The following is a 16649-nucleotide window of genomic DNA, read 5'->3' as shown; positions in this document are numbered from 1 at the left end:
CGCCTGCGCGACAGGCGCCGCGCGCTCTTCGCCCAAGAGGAGGCCTCGACCGGGCTCGCGCTCTGGAGGATGGCCTGCGCCGGCGGCGCGCAGGCCTGTGGCCGCGCCATCGGGCAGATCGCGCCCGGCTGCCGCGCCGATCTGGTCACGCTCGATCTCGACCATCCGTCCCTGGTCGGCCGCGACGGCGCCGATGCGCTCGACAGCGCGATCTTCGCCGCCAATGCTCTTCCCCTGCGGGATGTGCTTGTCGGCGGGCGCATGCTCGTCGAAAACGGGCGCCACCACGCCCGCGAGGGGGTGCGAACCCGCTTCGCTGCGGTGATGCGCCGCCTGCTCGCGGCCTGAAGGGGAAGCCGATGGAGCCGGAGCTTGAGAGGGTGAAGCTCGACGGCACCGGGCCGGTCTACGACCAGATCCGCCGGGCGATCCGCGATCTGATCGTAGGCGGCGCCTGGCCGCCCGGCACGCCCGTGCCGCCCGAGCACGCCTTGATGGAGCAGCTCGGCGCCTCGCGGATGACCGTGCATCGCGCCTTGGTGCAACTGGCGCGCGAAGGGCTGATCACGCGCCGGCGCCGCTCGGGAACCGTCGTCGCGAGCCCGCCCGCCAGCCACGCCATGTTCGATATCCTCTCCATTCCCGAAGAGGTGGCGAAGCTCGGGCAGGCCTATGGCTACGAGGTACTGGAGCGGACGGACGGCCGGCCGAGCCCGGAGCTGACGGAGCGCTTCGGCCTGCGCCGTTCGGAAAAGGTGGTTCATCTCGTCACGCTCCACCGCGCCGACGGGCGCCCTCACGTGCTCGAGGAGCGCATCATCCACCTCGCCGCCGTGCCCGCCGCCGCGACCGAGCGCTTCGCACAGACGCCCCCCGGCGACTGGCTGCTGAAAAACAGCCTGTGGTCCCAAGCGGAACACGCGCTGAGCGCGGTCGGCGCGACGCCCGAACAGGCTGAGCTGCTGGAAATCGAGTCCGGCGCGCCCTGCCTCCTGGTGGAGAGGCGTACCTGGGCCCAGGACCGCGCCGTGACGGCGGTGCAACTGCTCTACCCCGGCCCCCGCCACCGCTTCGTCGGCCGCTTCGGACCTTATGGGCCGGCCTGACCGGCACGCGGGCGGCGCGGCACCTGGCGCATTATGGCATAGCTTCCGGCCGGTCGGCATAGAAAAAGGGCCCGCCGTCTCCGGCGAGCCCTCTGTCCGTCCAAACCGCGAGCGGATCAGCAGGAATAGGTGATGCGGCGACCGTATTCGTCGCGGCCATAGCAGTATTGCGGGGTGGCCGCGCCGCCGATGATGGCGCCGCTGGCGCCGCCGATGGCCGCACCGGCGAGAGCGCCGCCAGCCCGGCCCGTCGCCGCGCCGCCGATGACGGCACCGGCACCGGCGCCGATCAGGGCGCCCGTGCCGGCATTCTGTTCACGCGGGGTGCAGGCGCCGATGGCGGCACCGCAGGCGACGATGAGCATGAGCTTCTTCATGGAATTCTCCTCCGCGGATCGCGTTCTGTGTCGAGGCGAACAACAGGAGTGAGGGGCAAAGGTTCCGCGCGCGTCCGATCTCGCCGACCATCTGCTACGGAAGTCGGCTCGGCCGTGCGTTCAGACGGCCGGGCTAAGCAGTGCCGGCAAGAAGCGGGATGCGAAAGAGCGTCTCCCGAGCGCGGACAATCCGTCTCGACATGAGATCGGGTGGGAACCTTCCGTGAAGTGGCGGAGTTGGTGCCGTGAATTCGATCGGGCTTCGCCTTCCACCAACGGCTCCCCGGTCGCAGCCCACAAGCGAGAGGAGACGGCACATGTCGATGACCAGCGTTTCGACGAGTGGCAACCCGCTCATCGCCGGCGCCCGCGTCGCCGGGACCGATGTCTACAACACCGCCGGCGATCATCTCGGCGAGATCTATGACGTCATGCTCGACAAGCAGTCCGGCAAGGTCGCCTATGCGATCATGTCCTTCGGCGGCTTTCTCGGCCTCGGCGAGAAATATCATCCCATTCCGTGGAGCGTCCTGGATTACGACCCGCAGCGCGGCGGCTACGTCGTTCCGCTGACCAAGGAAAAGCTCGAGGCGGCCCCGATGTATGACAGCGAGGGCGAGCCCGACTGGGAAGACAAGGCTTACGGCAAGAGGGTTCACGACTATTACGGCACCATGCCGTACTGGATGATGTAACCAGCCGCCAGTTGCTTGTCGCGGCGGTTGCTATCCCCCCAGCCGAACCGTCGTGGCGGCGGGTTGCGGGCCGAAAGGCCCGCATCTTCCGTTTCAGGGTCGCGAAAACCCTCGCTGTCGCCGCTTTGGCGCGGCGATCAATGTGACTGCCTCCCGGCTCCCTAAAACGACTGCGCGACGTTGCGGAACCTTGTCGAGACTGCCGCGTCTATTCCGCAGATATCGAGCCGACGCAGCTTCGGCGCCGAACACTGTCTCGCAGCCATCGCCTTCTCGCTCAGGAGTACGGAATGCTCATCCGCTACGGATATCGGATCGAACTGGTTTGCGCTCAGGATCTGCCGCTGATCACATTGCTCGATGTCCATCCCTCTCGGCGTCACGATCTGACGTCGCCCGACGAGATGCGCGTGACGGGACTGATGGATCCTGGCCGGCAGATCGCCGTTAGCCAGCATCTCGACGGTTTCGGCAATATCTGCCGCCGCATCGTCGCGCCGGCGGGTGGCGTGCGCCTCGAATCGGAGGGCGTGATCCATGATTCCGGCGAGCCCGACCGTCAGAGCCCCGATGCCGCGGAAGTTCCGCCGTCGCGTCTGCCGGACGATGTCTTGCCCTTCCTGCTCGGCAGCCGCTATTGCGAGACCGACAAGCTGAGCGGGCAGGCGTGGAGCCTGTTCGGCGGCACCACCCCCGGCTGGTCGCGCGTTCAGGCGATCGTGGACTTCGTCCACAACCACCTGACGTTCGGGTATCACTTCGCCCGGTCGACCCGCACCGCCGCGGAGGCTTTCGAGGAGCGCGTCGGCGTCTGCCGCGACTTCGCTCACCTGGCGGTGGCGCTTTGTCGCTGCATGAATATTCCGGCGCGATACTGCAACGGCTATCTCGGCGATATCGGCGTCCCGCGCGATCCGGCGCCGATGGATTTCAACGCCTGGTTCGAGGTGTATCTCGGCGGGCGCTGGCATACTTTCGATGCCCGCCACAACGAGGCGCGGATCGGCCGGGTCGTCATCTGCCGTGGGCGAGATGCGACCGACGCGGCGATGATCAGCTCGTTCGGCACGCACACGCTGCAGCATTTCGAGGTCATGACCGAGGAAATCGAGGAAGAGCCCCTGCCGCTGATGCCGGTGACGCGGGCCTCGTTCCTGGCGCGTCCCTCCCTCTGATCTTGCGAGAACCGTGGCGCGCACCATCTCGTCCTTCACCATGCGTCACACCGTCATCGCCAATGCCCGCGCCGGCACCGTTCTCGAAGCGGGCGCCGACGCCTTCCGGAAAAGACTGGAAGCGGCGTTCGCGGCCTGCGGCTCCCAGGCCGAGATCCGGCTCGTGCCGCCGCGCGATCTCGACGATGCGCTGTCGCTCGCCATCGAGGCGGACGACGCCGTGCCGGTCATTGCGGGCGGGGACGGGACCATCAACCGCGTGCTGCCGGTGCTGATCCAGGCTGGCAAGCCGGTCGGCATCCTGCCCATGGGCACGGTCAACGTGCTGGGCCGCGATCTTGGCCTCTACGGCACGCTGGAAGAGCAGGTGAAGGCCCTGTGCGGCGGCGCGCCTGTCGAGATGGATGTCGGCCGGGTCAACGACCGGATGTTCCATTCCATTTCCGGCATGGGCTTCTTCAGCCTCATGGCTCGCGAGCGCGAACAGGCCCGCCGACGCTTTCCCTTCAGCCGGGCCGTGGCCTTCGCCTTCGCCGCCACCCGTTCGATCCTGTTCACTCGGCCGATCGCGGTCGATCTGCTGGTCGGCAACGAACACGTCATGGTCCAGGCCGACGCCGTGCTGGTCACGGTCAATCAGTTCGACGGCCCTGATTGGCGCCGGGGCGCGCTGGATGGCGGCTTGTTCGAAGTGCATGTCCTCAATGCCGGCGGTCTTTATTCGCGCGCGAAGGCGGCGCTCTCGATCGCCTCAGGCAGCTGGCGCACAGCCAAGAACCTCGTCTCCTTCACCGGCAGCGCCGTCACGTTGACCCGCCGCGACAAGCGCCGTGGCCATGTGACCTTCGACGGCGAGGTCGAGCGGCGCAGCGGCACCCAATCCTACAGCCTCCTGCCGCGCGCCCTGAAAGTGATCGCGGCGCGACCCGCGGGGGCAGAATGACCGAGCTCCGCTCCGAGCGCCCCGGCGCCGTCACTCCCGCGCGCCCGACGCTGGCGAGCCGCAGCCCTTCCATTCTGCAGCCCAGGCTGCTGCTGCCGGTCGCAGCCGGGCTCGCTTTCCTCGCCCTCGCCGCGTTGATCTCGACAGGCCATGATTTTGGGCTCGACCGCACTTTGATCCTGATGCTGCGCCAGCCGGGGGACCCTTCCACCCCGCTCGGGCCGGCCTGGTTCCAGGAAGCGGTGCGCGACATGACCTCCTTCGGCAGCTTCACCGGCCTGTTCTTCATGACGCTGGCGGCGGCGCTGGCGCTCTGGCTCGGCGGGCATCGCCCGCTTGCGCTTGGGCTGGTGGCCAGCGTGCTCGCCGCGCTGCTGGCCAGCACCATCCTCAAGATGGCGATCGGCCGCGACCGGCCCGATATCGTCGCGCATGAGGCGCTGACCTTCACGGCGAGCTTTCCGAGCGGGCACGCTTTCCTCTCGGCCGTGACGATGCTCTCCATCGCCGGCTTCGTCGGCCTCGCCTCGAAGCGCTCCGAGATGGCGCGGCTCTGTCTGGTGCTCGCCTGGGTGATGGTGGTGCTGATCGGGCTCAGCCGCATCTATCTCGGCGTCCACTGGCCGACCGACGTGCTCGGCGGATGGCTGCTGGGCCTCGCCTGGGCCAGCCTCGTCACCGCCTGGATCGGCCGCTGGGCGGCAGCAGCCGAACCGGCCTGAACCGAATCATCTGCCCCGAGGATGCCGTCGCATCCCGCCGGGCCTGCGATCAGCGCATCGGCACCGTCGCATTGACGCCCAGCGAGGGCGTGCGGCCGAGCAGGCGCGCCGCCGCCAGCTTGAAGGCGACGAGCACGCTGCTGGACGGTCCGTCCCAGATTTCCGCTTCCAGCGGCGTCAGGGCGAGGATGGTCGCATCGGGGTCCTCGTTGCCCCCGGTGAACCAGGCATCGGCCACCGGCGTCCAGATTCGCCGCAGCCATTCCCGGTCGTTCTCCTCGCTCGCCGCGCAGCTGAGCGCGGCATAGAAGTTGCGATCCTCCTGGCTGATCGCCACCGACACGCCAGGCGAGCGCAACGCCGCGCCGATGATGCCGGTGTGGCGATGCGAAATGTAGAGCAGCCGGTGATGCTCACGGTCGACATGGCCGGCCATCGGCCGCGTCTTCACGCCCTCGGGAGTCGCCAGCGACACCATCGCGACCGGGTGGTCCGCCAGCGCGGTCCAGATCCGCTCCTGAAGTTCGTTTTCGGGCATGGCGCGCTCCCTCGTGCCCGGCATCATGCCATGCCGTCTCGCTTGCACCAATGCTGCCCGCGCGCGCCCCTCGCGCATCGGCGGAACCTCTGCACCCCTTGCGCGTTTGTGCGGCGCCGCGGCGCATCCAGCCGCCTTTATCGAGGTTCGTCCATGCCCGCTTCCCGCAATCTCCTGGTTCTGCTCGTCGTCGTGCTGGTCGCGGCTCTGGCGGTGACCGGTTACTCCCTCTACCAGGAGCGCAAGAAGCCGGAAGGCGTCGAGATCTCCGTCGGCAACAAGGGCATCTCGATCGAGAAGAAGTGACCTCTCCGGCGTCCTGCGATCAGCGGGACGCCGCGTCCCTCCCGGATAATGGCCAGCGCGGTGCAAAACCGCTAACAACGGGCCGGCAGATTGCTTGGGAGAGAAACTGATGAACGCCCCCTTCAAGAACCTCATCGCCGGCGAATGGGCGGGCGGAGCCAATGCCTCCCGCAACATCAATCCCTCGAACACCAACGATGTCGTCGGCGAATATGCGCAGGGCAGCGTCGAGGATCTGAACGCCGCCGTCGCCGCCGCCAAGGCGGCCTTTCCGGCCTGGAGCCGCACGACGCCGCAGGAGCGCTACGACATCCTGAAAAAGGCCTCGGACGAGATCCTCGCCCGCAAGGAGGAACTCGGCCGCCTGCTCTCGCGCGAAGAGGGCAAGACGCTGGCCGAGGGCATCGGCGAAGCCGGCCGCGCCGGCCAGGTCTTCGCATTCTTCGCCGGTGAGTGCCTGCGCCTCGGCGGCGAGATGGTGCCCTCGGTGCGCCCGGGCGTCGGTGTCGAGATCACCCGCGATCCGATCGGCATCGTCGGCATGATCACGCCCTGGAACTTCCCGATCGCGATCCCGGCCTGGAAGATCGCTCCCGCGCTGGCCTGGGGCAATTGCGTCGTCATCAAACCGGCCGACCTCGTGCCCGGCTCGGCCTGGGCGCTGGTCGACATCATCCAGCGCGCCGGCCTGCCCAAGGGCGTGCTGAACCTCGTCATGGGCCGCGGCTCGGTCGTCGGCCAGGCGCTGCTGGAGCACAAGGACGTCACGGCGATCTCCTTCACCGGCTCGGTCGCGACCGGCCGCAAGGTCGCGGCGGCCTGCATCGCCTCAAACCCGATGAAGAAGGTCCAGCTCGAAATGGGCGGCAAGAACCCGCTCGTCGTGCTCGACGATGCGGACCTCAAGACGGCGGTCGAAGTCGCCGTGAACGGCGCTTTCTTCTCCACCGGCCAGCGCTGCACGGCCTCCTCGCGCCTGATCGTCCAGGCCGGCATCCACGACCGCTTCGTCGAGGCCTGCATCGAGCGCCTCAAGGGCGTGGTCGTCGATGACGCGCTGAAAGCCGGCACGCATATCGGCCCTGTCGTCGATCAGAACCAGCTCGACCAGGATCTGAAATACATCCAGATCGCCAAGGACGAGGGAGGCAAGCTCGTCTTCGGCGGCGAGCTCTTGAAGCGCGAGACCCCCGGCTTCTATCTCCAGCCGGCGCTCTTCACCGAGACGACCAACGCCATGCGCATCTCGCGCGAGGAGGTCTTCGGCCCGGTCGCCAACATCGTCCGCGTCAAGGACTATGACGAGGCGCTGGCCGTCGCGAACGACACCGAGTTCGGCCTGTCCTCCGGCATCTGCACCACCTCGCTGAAATACGCTACGCACTTCAAGCGCAACAGCGAGGCCGGCATGGTGATGGTGAACCTGCCGACCGCCGGCGTCGACTATCATGTCCCCTTCGGCGGCCGGAAGGGCTCCAGCTACGGCCCGCGCGAGCAGGGCGCCTACGCCAAGGAGTTCTACACCACGGTCAAGACGGCCTATACGCTGGCCTGAACACCCCTCTCCGGCACGACAATTGCCACGGCTCCGGATGTCATCCGGAGCCGTTTTCATGTCGCCTGCCCGCTATCGCCGCCGCACCATCCTCGCCGGTCTTGCCGGCACCCTGATCGCCGCGCCGGTGCTCGCCCAGTCGCGCCTCAAGGTCGCCGCCTTGTTCGCCGGCCGCATCGACGATCGCGGCTTCATGCAGGCAGGCTATGAGGGGCTGAAGCTTGCCGAGCAGCGGCTCGGCGCCCGGGCCATCGTGCAGCAGGGCGTCGCCCCCAAGCCCGAAGACCTCACCGCTGCCCTGCGGATGCTCGCCGCCGAGGGCCCCGATCTCGTCATCGCCCATGGCGGGCAGAACAACGCCGCCGCCAAGGCGGTGGCGGCGGAATTTCCCGCCATCCGCTTCGTCGTCACGCAAGGCAACGTCACTGGCCCGAACCTCGCCAGCTACGAGGTGCTGCAGGAGCATTCGGCCTTCCTCGCCGGCATGCTCGCGGCTTTGACGAGCCCCACCGGCGTCGTCGGCCACATGTCCGGCATCCGCGTCACGCCGGGGCTGAAGGGTCGCGCCGCCTATGCAGCCGGCGTCGCTCAGGCCGATCCCAAGGTGACGCTGCTGACGAATTTCTCGGGCAACCAGGACGACAACGCCCTCTCCGGCCGCATCGCCAGAGCGATGATCGCCAGGGATGCGCGGGTGATCTTTACCATGCTGAATGCCGGCCGCGCCGGAGCCATCGACGCCTGCCGCGAGCTGGGCGCCAGGCAGATCGGCAATGTCGGCGACTGGACGGCGATCGCGCCGGACGTCTTCATCGGCTCGGCCTTTGCCGATTCCGGCCGGGCTCTCTACGACGCGGTCGCCGATCACGCGGCCGGCCGCCTCGCGGTCGGGCAGGTCAAGCATCTCGGGCTGGAAACGCCGGAGGCGGTACGGCTCGTCATGGCACCCAGCGTGCCGCCGGAGATCCGCAGCCGGATCGAGGCCGCAGGGCAGGCGATCGTCGCCGGCTCGCTGAAGGTGCCGGTGGAGTGGAGCGGAGCGGAATTCGAGACGCCGGCCTGACAGCCGGGAGCCTCGCTCAGGCGAGGTGCCGCCTGAGCACAAGCCCAACGAGCCCCGTCGCCAGCGTGATCGCACCGAGCGTCGCGATCACGGGTGTGAGGCCGAACGCGGCGAAGAGCGTGGGCGCGGCGAGGTAGCCGGCGAGCGAGCCGCCGAAGACCGCGCACATCTGCAGCCGGTAGACCTGCGCGATCCGCTGCGGCGGGAAATCATGCTGGATGATGTGCAGCAAGGCGAGGTTCTCGAACGGCCCGTTGACGGCTGCGAGCGCTGCGCAGGCCATCAGCGCTGCGATATTGGGCGCGAAGGGCATCAGCAGGACGCCCAGCCCGAAGGTGAGCTTGGATATGACGAGCCAGAGCAGCGGCCGGCGCGGGGTGAAGCCCGCCAGCACGAGGTTGGCCGCGAGATTGCCGGCGCCATAGGCGCTCATCATCAGGCCGTAGGCGGTGAGTGGATTGGGGCTGTTCGCGCGCAGATACAGCGCCATGCCGAGCAGCACGCCCATCGACCACGTCACGTTGCCGATGAAATCCGCAGCGAGACCGAAATGCATCAGGCGGTGGTGCCGCACGGCCCGCCCCCCGCCGATCACAGCATCGATGGCCGAGGCCCAGCCCTTGCGCTGCTCGGGCGCGGGCCCCTCGATGTCTCGCAGAGCCGCCTTGACGCCAAAGGCCGAGAGCAGGAACGCGCCGGCCGTGATCGCGAAGAACTGGCCGATGGGCACGAGCCCGTTCACCAGCGCGATCAGGCTGGGTCCGAGAATGCGCGCCATCCGCCGCGTCGCGTCGAAGAGCCCGTTCACCGCATGACGGACCGCCGTGCCGGGGGCAAGCACCGGCAGCGTCGCTTGCAGCGCAGGGTCGTAGACCGAGGTGGCGAGCGCCACGAGGCCGGCGATGACCGCCAGCAACGGCAGCGACATGAAGCCGAAGCCGCTCGCTGCCGCCAGCAGAAGCAACAGCGAGGCCCTGAAAAGACTGGCCCCGACCATCGTGGTGCCGTGCCGCCAGCGATCGGTCAGCACGCCGGCGAACAGGCTCCCAGCCAGCAGCGCACCGGATTGCAGCGCCGAAACATAGCCCGCATCGCCACCGATCAGCCCCGAAGCGATCCAGATCACCGCCACCATGTAGAATTCGGCGCCGGTGGCAGAGAGCAGCTGGGCGCCCCAGAGAAGGCCGATGCGGGAATCGCGCAGAGGCGTCAGGATGAACATGCCCGCCGCTCCGGCTCTCTCACCCCACCGGGATCACATCGACCGCCACGGCGATCTTCTGCGAGCCGGGGCCGATCAGCACGCCGTCGAGCGGGGAGACGTCGGCATAGTCGCGGCCGATGGCGGTGACGATGTGGTCGTCGCCGACGATCAGGTCGTTGGTGGGGTCGAGCCCGATCCAGCCGATTTCCGGGCCGCACCAGATCATCGCCCAGGCATGGCTGGCATCGGCGCCCTCCAGGCGCTTCTGCCCCGGCGGCGGGATGGTGCGGATATAGCCGCTGACATAGGCCGCCGGCAGGCCCAGCCCCCGCAGCCCCGCGATCATGATATGCGCGAAGTCCTGGCAGACGCCGTGGCGCGCGGCGAAGGCCTCCGCCAGCGGCGTCGAAACCTCGGTGGCGTCGGGGTCGTAGGTGAACTCGCGGCGGATGCGGCTCATCAGCTCGCAGGCCGCTTCCAGCACCGGCCGGCCGGTCGGAAAGCTTTCGCGCGCATAGGCGAGGACGGGCGCGACGGCGGGCACCAGCCGGCTGGGATAGAGGTGATGCGCCGGCGAGGATGGCTCGAGGCTGGCCGAAGCCAGTGCCAGCGCCGCGACCTCCTCCCAGCTCCGGGTCAGGCCCGGATGAGGCGGCGGCGCCCGCTCGACGGTGATGCGGGCGCGCATCTCCACCCGCAATTCGCGATGCGGCCGGGTGACCGAGATCATCGTCATGCGGTTGCCGAAGAAGCACAGCCCGTCGCTGCGCTCGGCGGGGCGCGGCGTGATCAGGATCTCGCCATTCTCGACGCGCTGGCCGGGCTCGTCGCGCGGCAGCAGCCGCAGGATGCAGCGCGCGAAGGGCACCATCCGGCTGTAGCCGTAGGTGGTGACGTGGCGGACATCGTAGATCACGCGATCCCCGTCAGCCTGGAGCCTTCCGGCCCGCCATTCTGGAGGAAATAGCGGTCCGCGATGGCGGAGGAGAGCGCCATGAGCATCTGCTCGAAGAGCTGGATGCGGGCGCGGTCGAGTCGGCCAGCCTCGGCGGTGCGGCAGTCCGCCGCCAGCCGCAGCGCCAGCCGGCGCGGCTCCTCCAGCATGCCGTCCTCGTTGAGCGACGGCAGTTCGCGGATTTCGGCGTCCAGCCGCTCGATCTGGAAGGCGAAGGAGCGCGGATTATAGGGGTCGAGCATCACCAGATCGAGCACCGGCAGCAGGCTGGCGCCGAGCAGATAGCGCGAGCGATAGGTGATCTGCGAATCGGTCAGGTCGAGCAGGGCGTCGAGCGCCTCGCTCGGCGCATCGGCTTCGGCGAATTGCCGGGCGAAGCGGCAGGTAGCGATGCCGCGCTCGATGCGCCGGCCGATATCGAGGAAGCGCCAGCCCGGCCCGCGCACCATGTTCTCCTGGCTGAGGCCGGAAAAGGCGGCGAGGGTCTTCAGCGCCCGGTCGGCCAGCTCGAAGGATTCGCCTTCCGGCGGCCTGCGGCCATCCGCCGGAGCCAGCTGGCGCTGGAGATCGCCGAAGAGACGCCAGGCATCGATCGAGAGGCGCTCGCGAATGACCGATGCCGTGCGCCGCGCTTCCCGCAGCGAGGCGGCAGCCGAGCCTGGATCCTCGAGGCTGTGCAGCGCGCCATGGGCCTGCTCGGCCGGTGTCAGCCCCTTGCCGGCAGAGGTCGCGCCCCAGGAAACGAGCAGTTCGGCGAGCTGACGCTGCGCCCGCGCCCGGCCGGGGGCAGGCGCATCGGCATCGGTCACGCGGCCGAGCAGGGCCCGCACCAGGCGCAAGGTCGCCTCGCCGCGCTCCAGATAGCGCCCCAGCCAGAACAGATTATCCGCCGCCCGGCTCGGCAGCGTGCCGGTGATCCGACGGATGCCGATGCTGTCTGCCGCCGGCAGCAGCGTCACCGGCTCGACGGGCGTCTGCGAGGCCACCCAGACGTCGCTGGAGCGGACGCCGTTGCGCATGCTGACGGCGCGGGCGTCGGGTTCGTCGGAGATGCGGCAGAAGCCGCCGGGCATCACCTTCCAGCCCTCGGGGGTGGCGGCCGCAAAGACGCGCAGGGTCATCGGATGCGGCTTCAGCCGGCCCTCCTCGTAGACCGGCATGGTCGAGAGCCGCACCACCTCCTGCCCGACGAAGGTCGGGCCGGCCGCGGCGATGCGCCGGCACAGCGCCTCGCGCTCGGCTGGCGGCAATTCGCCGGCGACGATCGGCGCCGGGTCGACGCCCCGGTCGGAGCGGAAAGCGGGCAGGATGCTCATCTCGTCCAGCCGGTCGAGAACGGTGTCGCGCTCCGCCTTCTGGCCGCACCACCAGGTCGCGATATTGGGCAGGATCAGCTGCGCGCCGAGCAGCTTTTCCGCCAGGGCCGGCAGGAAGCCCATGAGGGCGCGGGTCTCGACGACGCCGGAGCCCAGCCCGTTGGCGATATGGACCTGGCCGGCGCGCACCGCCTGCACCAGCCCCGCGACGCCCAGCTGGGAGCGGGCGTTCAGCTCCAGAGGGTCGGCGAAATCGCCATCGATGCGCCGCCAGATCACATCCGCGCGCTTGAGGCCGGCGATGGTGCGCACATGCACCCGCTCCTCGCGCATCGTCAGATCCGCGCCCTCGACGAGCAGGAAGCCGAGATAGCGGGCGAGATAGGCCTGCTCGAAATAGCTCTCGTTGAGCGGCCCGGGCGTCAGCAGGCAGATTCGCGGATCGATCCGCTTGGAGCGCTCGACCAGCCCCGCCCTGAATCCCTGGAAGAAGGCGGCCAGCCGCTCGATGTTCATCGACCGGAACATGTCCGGGAAGGCGCGGGTCATCGCCAGCCGGTTTTCCAGCGCATAGCCGGTGCCGGAGGGCGCCTGGGCCCGGTCCTGCAGCACCCACCAGCGCCCGTCCGGCCCGCGCCCGAGATCGACGGCATAGAGCTGCAGCGCCGCAGCGCCCGGCGCCCCGTGCAAAGGCCGCAGATAGTCGGGGCTGCCGGTGATCGCGGCGGCCGGCAGCAGCCCGTTGGCGACGAGCTCGCCGGGGCCGTAGATGTCGTCGAGCAGGGTCTGGAGCAGGCCCGCCCGCTGAACCACGCCGGCGGCGATCGTCGCCCATTCCGCCCCCGAGATGACGAGGGGGACATGGCTCAGCGGCCAGGCGCGTTCGCCGGCGCTGGGGTCGCGCGCATCGACGTCGCCATGGACGCGATAGGACACGCCGGTGTCGTGGACATGCCTGTCGGCGACGCCGAAGCGCTGCGCCAACTGCGCCTGCGAGAGCCCGCACCATTCGTCGAGGAAGGGCTCCCAATGCGGGCGCACCGTTCCGTTCGCGTCGATGAACTCGTCATGGGCTCCGGGCAGCGGGCGATAGTCGGCCAGCAGCGCGGCGCGCCGCTCCGCCTTCGTGCGTCCAGAGCGGATACGCCCCTGCACCGCCATGTGATCGGTAGCCCCAGCCTTGCGCGCGGCCTCCACCCTGCTCGGACGGAAAGCGGTAAGCCGCGCCTCGTTTCAGCCCCCGCGCCTGAGATCCAGTGTGAACGGGAACTCGGCGCTGCGTTCCTCTGGCGGAATCGCCAGAGAGCCGGGACTATGACCGATCGCCTCGAAACGTGCGAGCCGTCTGGCCTCCGCTTCGTAAGAATTCACCGGCGGTGTTTCGTAATTGCGACCGCCTGGATGCGCGACATGGTAGACGCAGCCGCCCAGCGAGCGGCCGACCCAACTGTCGACGATGTCGAAGGTCAGCGGCGCGTGGACCGGGATGGTGGGATGCAGCCCCGCCGCCGGCTGCCACGCTTTGAAGCGCACCGCCGCCACGGCCTCGCCCTTCACCCCGACATCGGTCATCGGCAGGCGACGCCCGTTGCAGGTGATGATGTGGCGCCCGGGTACGAAGCCGGTCGCCTTGACCTGCAGACGCTCCACCGAGCTGTCGACATAGCGCACCGTGCCGCCGATCGCGCCTTCCTCGCCCAACACATGCCAGGGCTCCAGCGCCTGCCGGATCTCCAGCTCGACGCCGCCATGGGCGACCTTGCCGAAGAAGGGGAAGCGGAACTCGGCCTGCGCCTCGAACCAGACCGGATCGAAAGCGTAGCCGGCGCGCTGCAGATCGGCGAGCACATCGCGGAAATCCTGCCAGACCAGTTCGGGCAGCATGAAGCGGTCATGCAGCGCGGTGCCCCAGCGCACCAGCGCACCCTCCTGCGGCTGGCGCCAGAACCAGGCGATCAGCGCCCGCAGCAGGAGTTGCTGCGCCAGCGACATCCGCGAATCCGGCGGCATCTCGAAGCCGCGGAATTCCAGCAGGCCGAGCCGCCCCGTCGGCCCGTCCGGCGAATAGAGCTTGTCGATGCAGATCTCGGTGCGGTGGGTGTTGCCCGAGACGTCGACCAGCAGGTTTCGGAACAGCCGATCGACCAGCCAGAGCGGGATCGTGCCCTGGCCCGGCCCCGGCACCTGCGCCAGCGCGATCTCCAGCTCGTAAAGCGCATCCTGCCGCGCCTCGTCGATGCGCGGCGCCTGGCTGGTCGGCCCGATGAAGAGACCCGAGAACAGATAGGACAGCGAGGGATGCCGGTTCCAGTAGAGCACGATGCTCTTCAAGAGGTCGGGCCGGCGCAGGAAGGGCGAATCCGCCGGGGTGACGCCGCCCAGCACGACATGGTTGCCGCCGCCCGTGCCGGTATGGCGCCCGTCCACCATGAACTTCTCGGCGCAGAGCCGCGACAGCCGCGCCTCCTCATACACCCCCTGCGTGATCGCGACGGCCTGGCGCCAATCCGAGGCCGGATGGATGTTGACCTCGATGACGCCAGGGTCGGGCGTGACCTTGATCACGTCGATGCGCGGGTCGAAGGGCGGCGCATAACCTTCGATATGCACGGGCAGGCCGAGTTCCTCCGCCGCCGCCTCGATCGACGCCACCAGATCGAGATAATCCTCGACGCGCTCGACCGGCGGAATGAAGATGCACGGCACGTTGTCGCGGATTTCGAGGCTGACCGCGGTGCGAACGTGGTCGCCGCCGATCTCCTGCTCGACGCGCTCCTGCCGGCCGGACGCCCGTTCGTTCTCCTTCCCGAAGGTTCGCTGCGGCGCGGCGGGCCGGCCGTCCGCACTCGCTGCCGCCGCGGCCGGCGCCGGGCGGTCCTCCGCTCCGGCGCCACCAGAGCGGCTCCGGGGCGGGTTCGCCGTCGGCAGCGGATCGCGGGCCTCCAGCGGGTCCTGCGGATGGACATGCGGATAGAGCGCCGGCGCGATCACCGGCAGGGATCCGAGCGGCAGCCGGTAGCCCAGTGCCGAATCGCCCGGAACGAGGAAGAGCCGCCCGCGCCGCAGCCGCCATTTTTCCGAGCGCCAGCGCCGGTCGCTCGCCGCAGCCTGCCAGCGCTGAACCGGAATGACGTAGCCGCGCGGCGCGCCGAGACCGAGCTGGAACACCTGCGCCATGCGGGCCCTCTCTTCGGGATCCGCCAGGCGCGGATCGAGCGGGTCGACATTCTCCGGAAGCTGGGCCTCCTTCAGCAGCCAGTAGCCGCTGTCCTCATAGGCCGGCAGCACGTAATCGGGCTCGATGCCGAGCTGGCGCGCCAGCGCCTCCGCCAAGTCCTCGACATCGGCCATCGAGGCGCGGGCTTCCAGCTCGCGGTCGACGCCCGTCTGCGCCCCCGGCTCGCGCGCGATGAGATCCGGGTTGCGCCAGATCGGCTGGCCGTCGCGGCGCCAGTACAAAGCGAAGGCCCAGCGCGGCAGGCTTTCGCCCGGATACCACTTGCCCTGGCCGTAATGCAGCATGCCGCCGGGCGCGAAGCGCTCGCGCAGCCGGCGGATCAGCGTGTCGGCGCGCTGGCGCTTGGTCGGGCCGACGGCGGCGGTGTTCCATTCCTCGCCGATCTGGTCGTCGATCGAGACGAAGGTCGGCTCGCCGCCCATGGTCAGCCGCACGTCCTGCGCCTTCAGATCCGCCTCGACCTGCTCGCCCAGCGCGTCGAGCCCCTGCCAGGATTCGTCCGAGAACGGCAGGGTGATGCGCGGCACCTCATGCACGCGCTCGACGCTCATATGGAAATCGAAGGTCGTCTCCGCATAGCTCGCCACGCCCGAGACCGGCGCGGCGGAGCGATAATGCGCCGTCGCCGCCAGCGGCAGGTGCCCCTCGCCGGTGAGCAGGCCGGAGGTCGGGTCGAGCCCGATCCAGCCGGCGCCGGGGATATAGACCTCCGCCCAGGCGTGGAGGTCGGTAAAGTCCTTGTCGGTGCCGCGCGGCCCCTCGATCGGGTCGATATCGGCCTTCATCTGGATCAGGTAGCCGGAGACGAAACGGGCCGCGAGGCCGAGCCGGCGCAGGATCTGCACGAGGAGCCAGCTGGTGTCCCGGCAGGAGCCGGAGCGGATCTGGAGCGTGTGTTCCGGCTCCTGCACGCCCGGCTCCATGCGGATGCCATAGGCGATCATCTGCTGGAGCCGGGCGTTCAGGTCGACGACGAAATTGACCGTGTTGACCGGCTCGGTTGGCAGCCCGGCCATGAAATCGTCCAAGAGCGGCCCCGCCGGCTCGGTGACGAGATAGGGCGCAAGCTCTTCCTTCAGCTGCGGATCGTAGTCGAACGGGAAGGTCTCGGCCTCGGTCTCGACGAAGAAGTCGAAGGGGTTGATGATCGACAGCTCGGTGACGACGTCCACCTCGATCCGGAATTCGCTCACCGCCTCGGGAAAGACGAAGCGCGCCAGCCAGTTGCCCGCCGGGTCCTGCTGCCAGTTCACGAAATGCTGTGCCGGCGTCACCTTGAGCGAATAGGCGTTGATCGCCGCCCGGCAATGCGGCGCTGGCCGAAGCCGGATGATCTGCGGGCCGAGCGTGACCGGGCGGTCGTAACGGTAATGCGTGACGTGGTTCAGCGCTGCGATGATGGCCAAGGCGTCGGCACCTGTCTCTGCGGCAAGGCCGGAACGGCCCGGCGCCGCGA

15 protein-coding genes are annotated in these 16649 nt (G+C 69.0%); 9 read left to right on the top strand and 6 right to left on the bottom strand.

Annotated features, from left to right (window positions below):
* Together ACOJTB_RS13345 and ACOJTB_RS13340 are read left to right on the top strand one after the other, a co-directional pair.
* Positions 1 to 348, top strand: a 348-nt coding sequence (locus ACOJTB_RS13345) for an amidohydrolase family protein (RefSeq protein WP_420103011.1), incomplete at its 5' end; no start/stop codon positions are given.
* Positions 349 to 359: 11 nt separating this feature from the next.
* Positions 360 to 1106 (top strand): UTRA domain-containing protein, encoded by a 747-nt coding sequence (locus ACOJTB_RS13340; protein WP_420103010.1) that lies wholly within the window; start codon positions 360 to 362, stop codon positions 1104 to 1106.
* 116 nt (positions 1107 to 1222) lie between these two features.
* Here ACOJTB_RS13340 and ACOJTB_RS13335 read toward each other — a convergent pair whose 3' ends face one another.
* Complete coding sequence (locus ACOJTB_RS13335; RefSeq protein WP_420103009.1) at positions 1223 to 1483, bottom strand: hypothetical protein; 261 nt, start codon at positions 1481 to 1483, stop codon at positions 1223 to 1225.
* 317 nt (positions 1484 to 1800) lie between these two features.
* Between ACOJTB_RS13335 and ACOJTB_RS13330 the strand changes: the two genes are divergently transcribed.
* The 4 genes from ACOJTB_RS13330 (at position 1801) to ACOJTB_RS13315 (ending at position 5018) form a co-directional block, all read left to right on the top strand.
* Positions 1801 to 2178, top strand: coding sequence for a PRC-barrel domain-containing protein (locus ACOJTB_RS13330; protein ID WP_420103008.1), 378 nt, complete (start codon positions 1801 to 1803; stop codon positions 2176 to 2178).
* 290 nt (positions 2179 to 2468) lie between these two features.
* Complete coding sequence (locus tag ACOJTB_RS13325) at positions 2469 to 3353, top strand: transglutaminase-like domain-containing protein (protein ID WP_420103007.1); 885 nt, start codon at positions 2469 to 2471, stop codon at positions 3351 to 3353.
* Between the two features lie 13 nt (positions 3354 to 3366).
* The gene (locus ACOJTB_RS13320; RefSeq protein ID WP_420103006.1) at positions 3367 to 4296 is read left to right on the top strand and encodes a diacylglycerol/lipid kinase family protein; all 930 of its coding nucleotides are present in this window, start codon (positions 3367 to 3369) and stop codon (positions 4294 to 4296) included.
* The gene (locus tag ACOJTB_RS13315; protein ID WP_420103005.1) at positions 4293 to 5018 is read left to right on the top strand and encodes a phosphatase PAP2 family protein; all 726 of its coding nucleotides are present in this window, start codon (positions 4293 to 4295) and stop codon (positions 5016 to 5018) included. The genes ACOJTB_RS13320 and ACOJTB_RS13315 overlap by 4 nt, the downstream gene beginning before the upstream one ends.
* Before the next feature lie 49 nt (positions 5019 to 5067).
* On the opposite strand, the gene ACOJTB_RS13310 is transcribed toward ACOJTB_RS13315, so the two are convergent.
* A complete protein-coding gene (locus tag ACOJTB_RS13310; protein ID WP_420103004.1) occupies positions 5068 to 5556 on the bottom strand; it encodes a pyridoxamine 5'-phosphate oxidase family protein in 489 nt (162 codons plus the stop codon).
* A 153-nt stretch (positions 5557 to 5709) separates the two neighbouring features.
* Between ACOJTB_RS13310 and ACOJTB_RS13305 the strand changes: the two genes are divergently transcribed.
* The 3 genes from ACOJTB_RS13305 (at position 5710) to ACOJTB_RS13295 (ending at position 8480) form a co-directional block, all read left to right on the top strand.
* Positions 5710 to 5862, top strand: a complete 153-nt coding sequence (locus ACOJTB_RS13305; RefSeq protein WP_420103003.1) for a hypothetical protein — start codon at positions 5710 to 5712, stop codon at positions 5860 to 5862.
* 109 nt (positions 5863 to 5971) lie between these two features.
* Entirely contained in the window at positions 5972 to 7417 is a 1446-nt protein-coding gene (locus ACOJTB_RS13300) for an aldehyde dehydrogenase family protein (protein ID WP_420103002.1), read from the top strand.
* A 58-nt stretch (positions 7418 to 7475) separates the two neighbouring features.
* Positions 7476 to 8480, top strand: coding sequence for a BMP family protein (locus ACOJTB_RS13295; RefSeq protein ID WP_420103001.1), 1005 nt, complete (start codon positions 7476 to 7478; stop codon positions 8478 to 8480).
* 16 nt (positions 8481 to 8496) lie between these two features.
* Here ACOJTB_RS13295 and ACOJTB_RS13290 read toward each other — a convergent pair whose 3' ends face one another.
* The 4 genes from ACOJTB_RS13290 to ACOJTB_RS13275 form a co-directional block, all read right to left on the bottom strand.
* On the bottom strand, positions 8497 to 9702 hold the full coding sequence (locus ACOJTB_RS13290; protein WP_420103000.1) for an MFS transporter: 1206 nt from the start codon (positions 9700 to 9702) through the stop codon (positions 8497 to 8499).
* A 19-nt stretch (positions 9703 to 9721) separates the two neighbouring features.
* Entirely contained in the window at positions 9722 to 10600 is an 879-nt protein-coding gene (locus ACOJTB_RS13285) for a transglutaminase family protein (RefSeq protein WP_420102999.1), read from the bottom strand.
* Positions 10597 to 13116 (bottom strand): circularly permuted type 2 ATP-grasp protein, encoded by a 2520-nt coding sequence (locus tag ACOJTB_RS13280; RefSeq protein WP_420102998.1) that lies wholly within the window; start codon positions 13114 to 13116, stop codon positions 10597 to 10599. Before ACOJTB_RS13280 ends, ACOJTB_RS13285 begins: the two co-directional genes overlap by 4 nt.
* A 72-nt stretch (positions 13117 to 13188) precedes the next feature.
* A complete protein-coding gene (locus tag ACOJTB_RS13275; RefSeq protein WP_420102997.1) occupies positions 13189 to 16599 on the bottom strand; it encodes a transglutaminase family protein in 3411 nt (1136 codons plus the stop codon).
* Positions 16600 to 16649 lie beyond the last annotated feature (50 nt).

It is taken from the genome of Allobosea sp. (genome assembly GCF_048595345.1).
Classification (GTDB): domain Bacteria; phylum Pseudomonadota; class Alphaproteobacteria; order Rhizobiales; family Beijerinckiaceae; genus Allobosea.
The sequence above is the reverse complement of the archived record's forward strand: the minus strand, read 5'-3'. Positions and strand labels throughout refer to the sequence as shown.

What these genes read in the sequence shown, in the direction of transcription:
- ACOJTB_RS13340 (WP_420103010.1), top strand. Translation starts at nt 360, where the DNA reads ATGGAGCCGGAGCTTGAGAGGGTGAAGCTCGACGGCACCGGGCCGGTC.
- ACOJTB_RS13335 (WP_420103009.1), bottom strand. Translation starts at nt 1,483, where the DNA reads ATGAAGAAGCTCATGCTCATCGTCGCCTGCGGTGCCGCCATCGGCGCC.
- ACOJTB_RS13330 (WP_420103008.1), top strand. Translation starts at nt 1,801, where the DNA reads ATGTCGATGACCAGCGTTTCGACGAGTGGCAACCCGCTCATCGCCGGC.
- ACOJTB_RS13325 (WP_420103007.1), top strand. Translation starts at nt 2,469, where the DNA reads ATGCTCATCCGCTACGGATATCGGATCGAACTGGTTTGCGCTCAGGAT.
- ACOJTB_RS13315 (WP_420103005.1), top strand. Translation starts at nt 4,293, where the DNA reads ATGACCGAGCTCCGCTCCGAGCGCCCCGGCGCCGTCACTCCCGCGCGC.
- ACOJTB_RS13310 (WP_420103004.1), bottom strand. Translation starts at nt 5,556, where the DNA reads ATGCCCGAAAACGAACTTCAGGAGCGGATCTGGACCGCGCTGGCGGAC.
- ACOJTB_RS13305 (WP_420103003.1), top strand. Translation starts at nt 5,710, where the DNA reads ATGCCCGCTTCCCGCAATCTCCTGGTTCTGCTCGTCGTCGTGCTGGTC.
- ACOJTB_RS13300 (WP_420103002.1), top strand. Translation starts at nt 5,972, where the DNA reads ATGAACGCCCCCTTCAAGAACCTCATCGCCGGCGAATGGGCGGGCGGA.
- ACOJTB_RS13295 (WP_420103001.1), top strand. Translation starts at nt 7,476, where the DNA reads ATGTCGCCTGCCCGCTATCGCCGCCGCACCATCCTCGCCGGTCTTGCC.
- ACOJTB_RS13290 (WP_420103000.1), bottom strand. Translation starts at nt 9,702, where the DNA reads ATGTTCATCCTGACGCCTCTGCGCGATTCCCGCATCGGCCTTCTCTGG.
- ACOJTB_RS13280 (WP_420102998.1), bottom strand. Translation starts at nt 13,116, where the DNA reads ATGGCGGTGCAGGGGCGTATCCGCTCTGGACGCACGAAGGCGGAGCGG.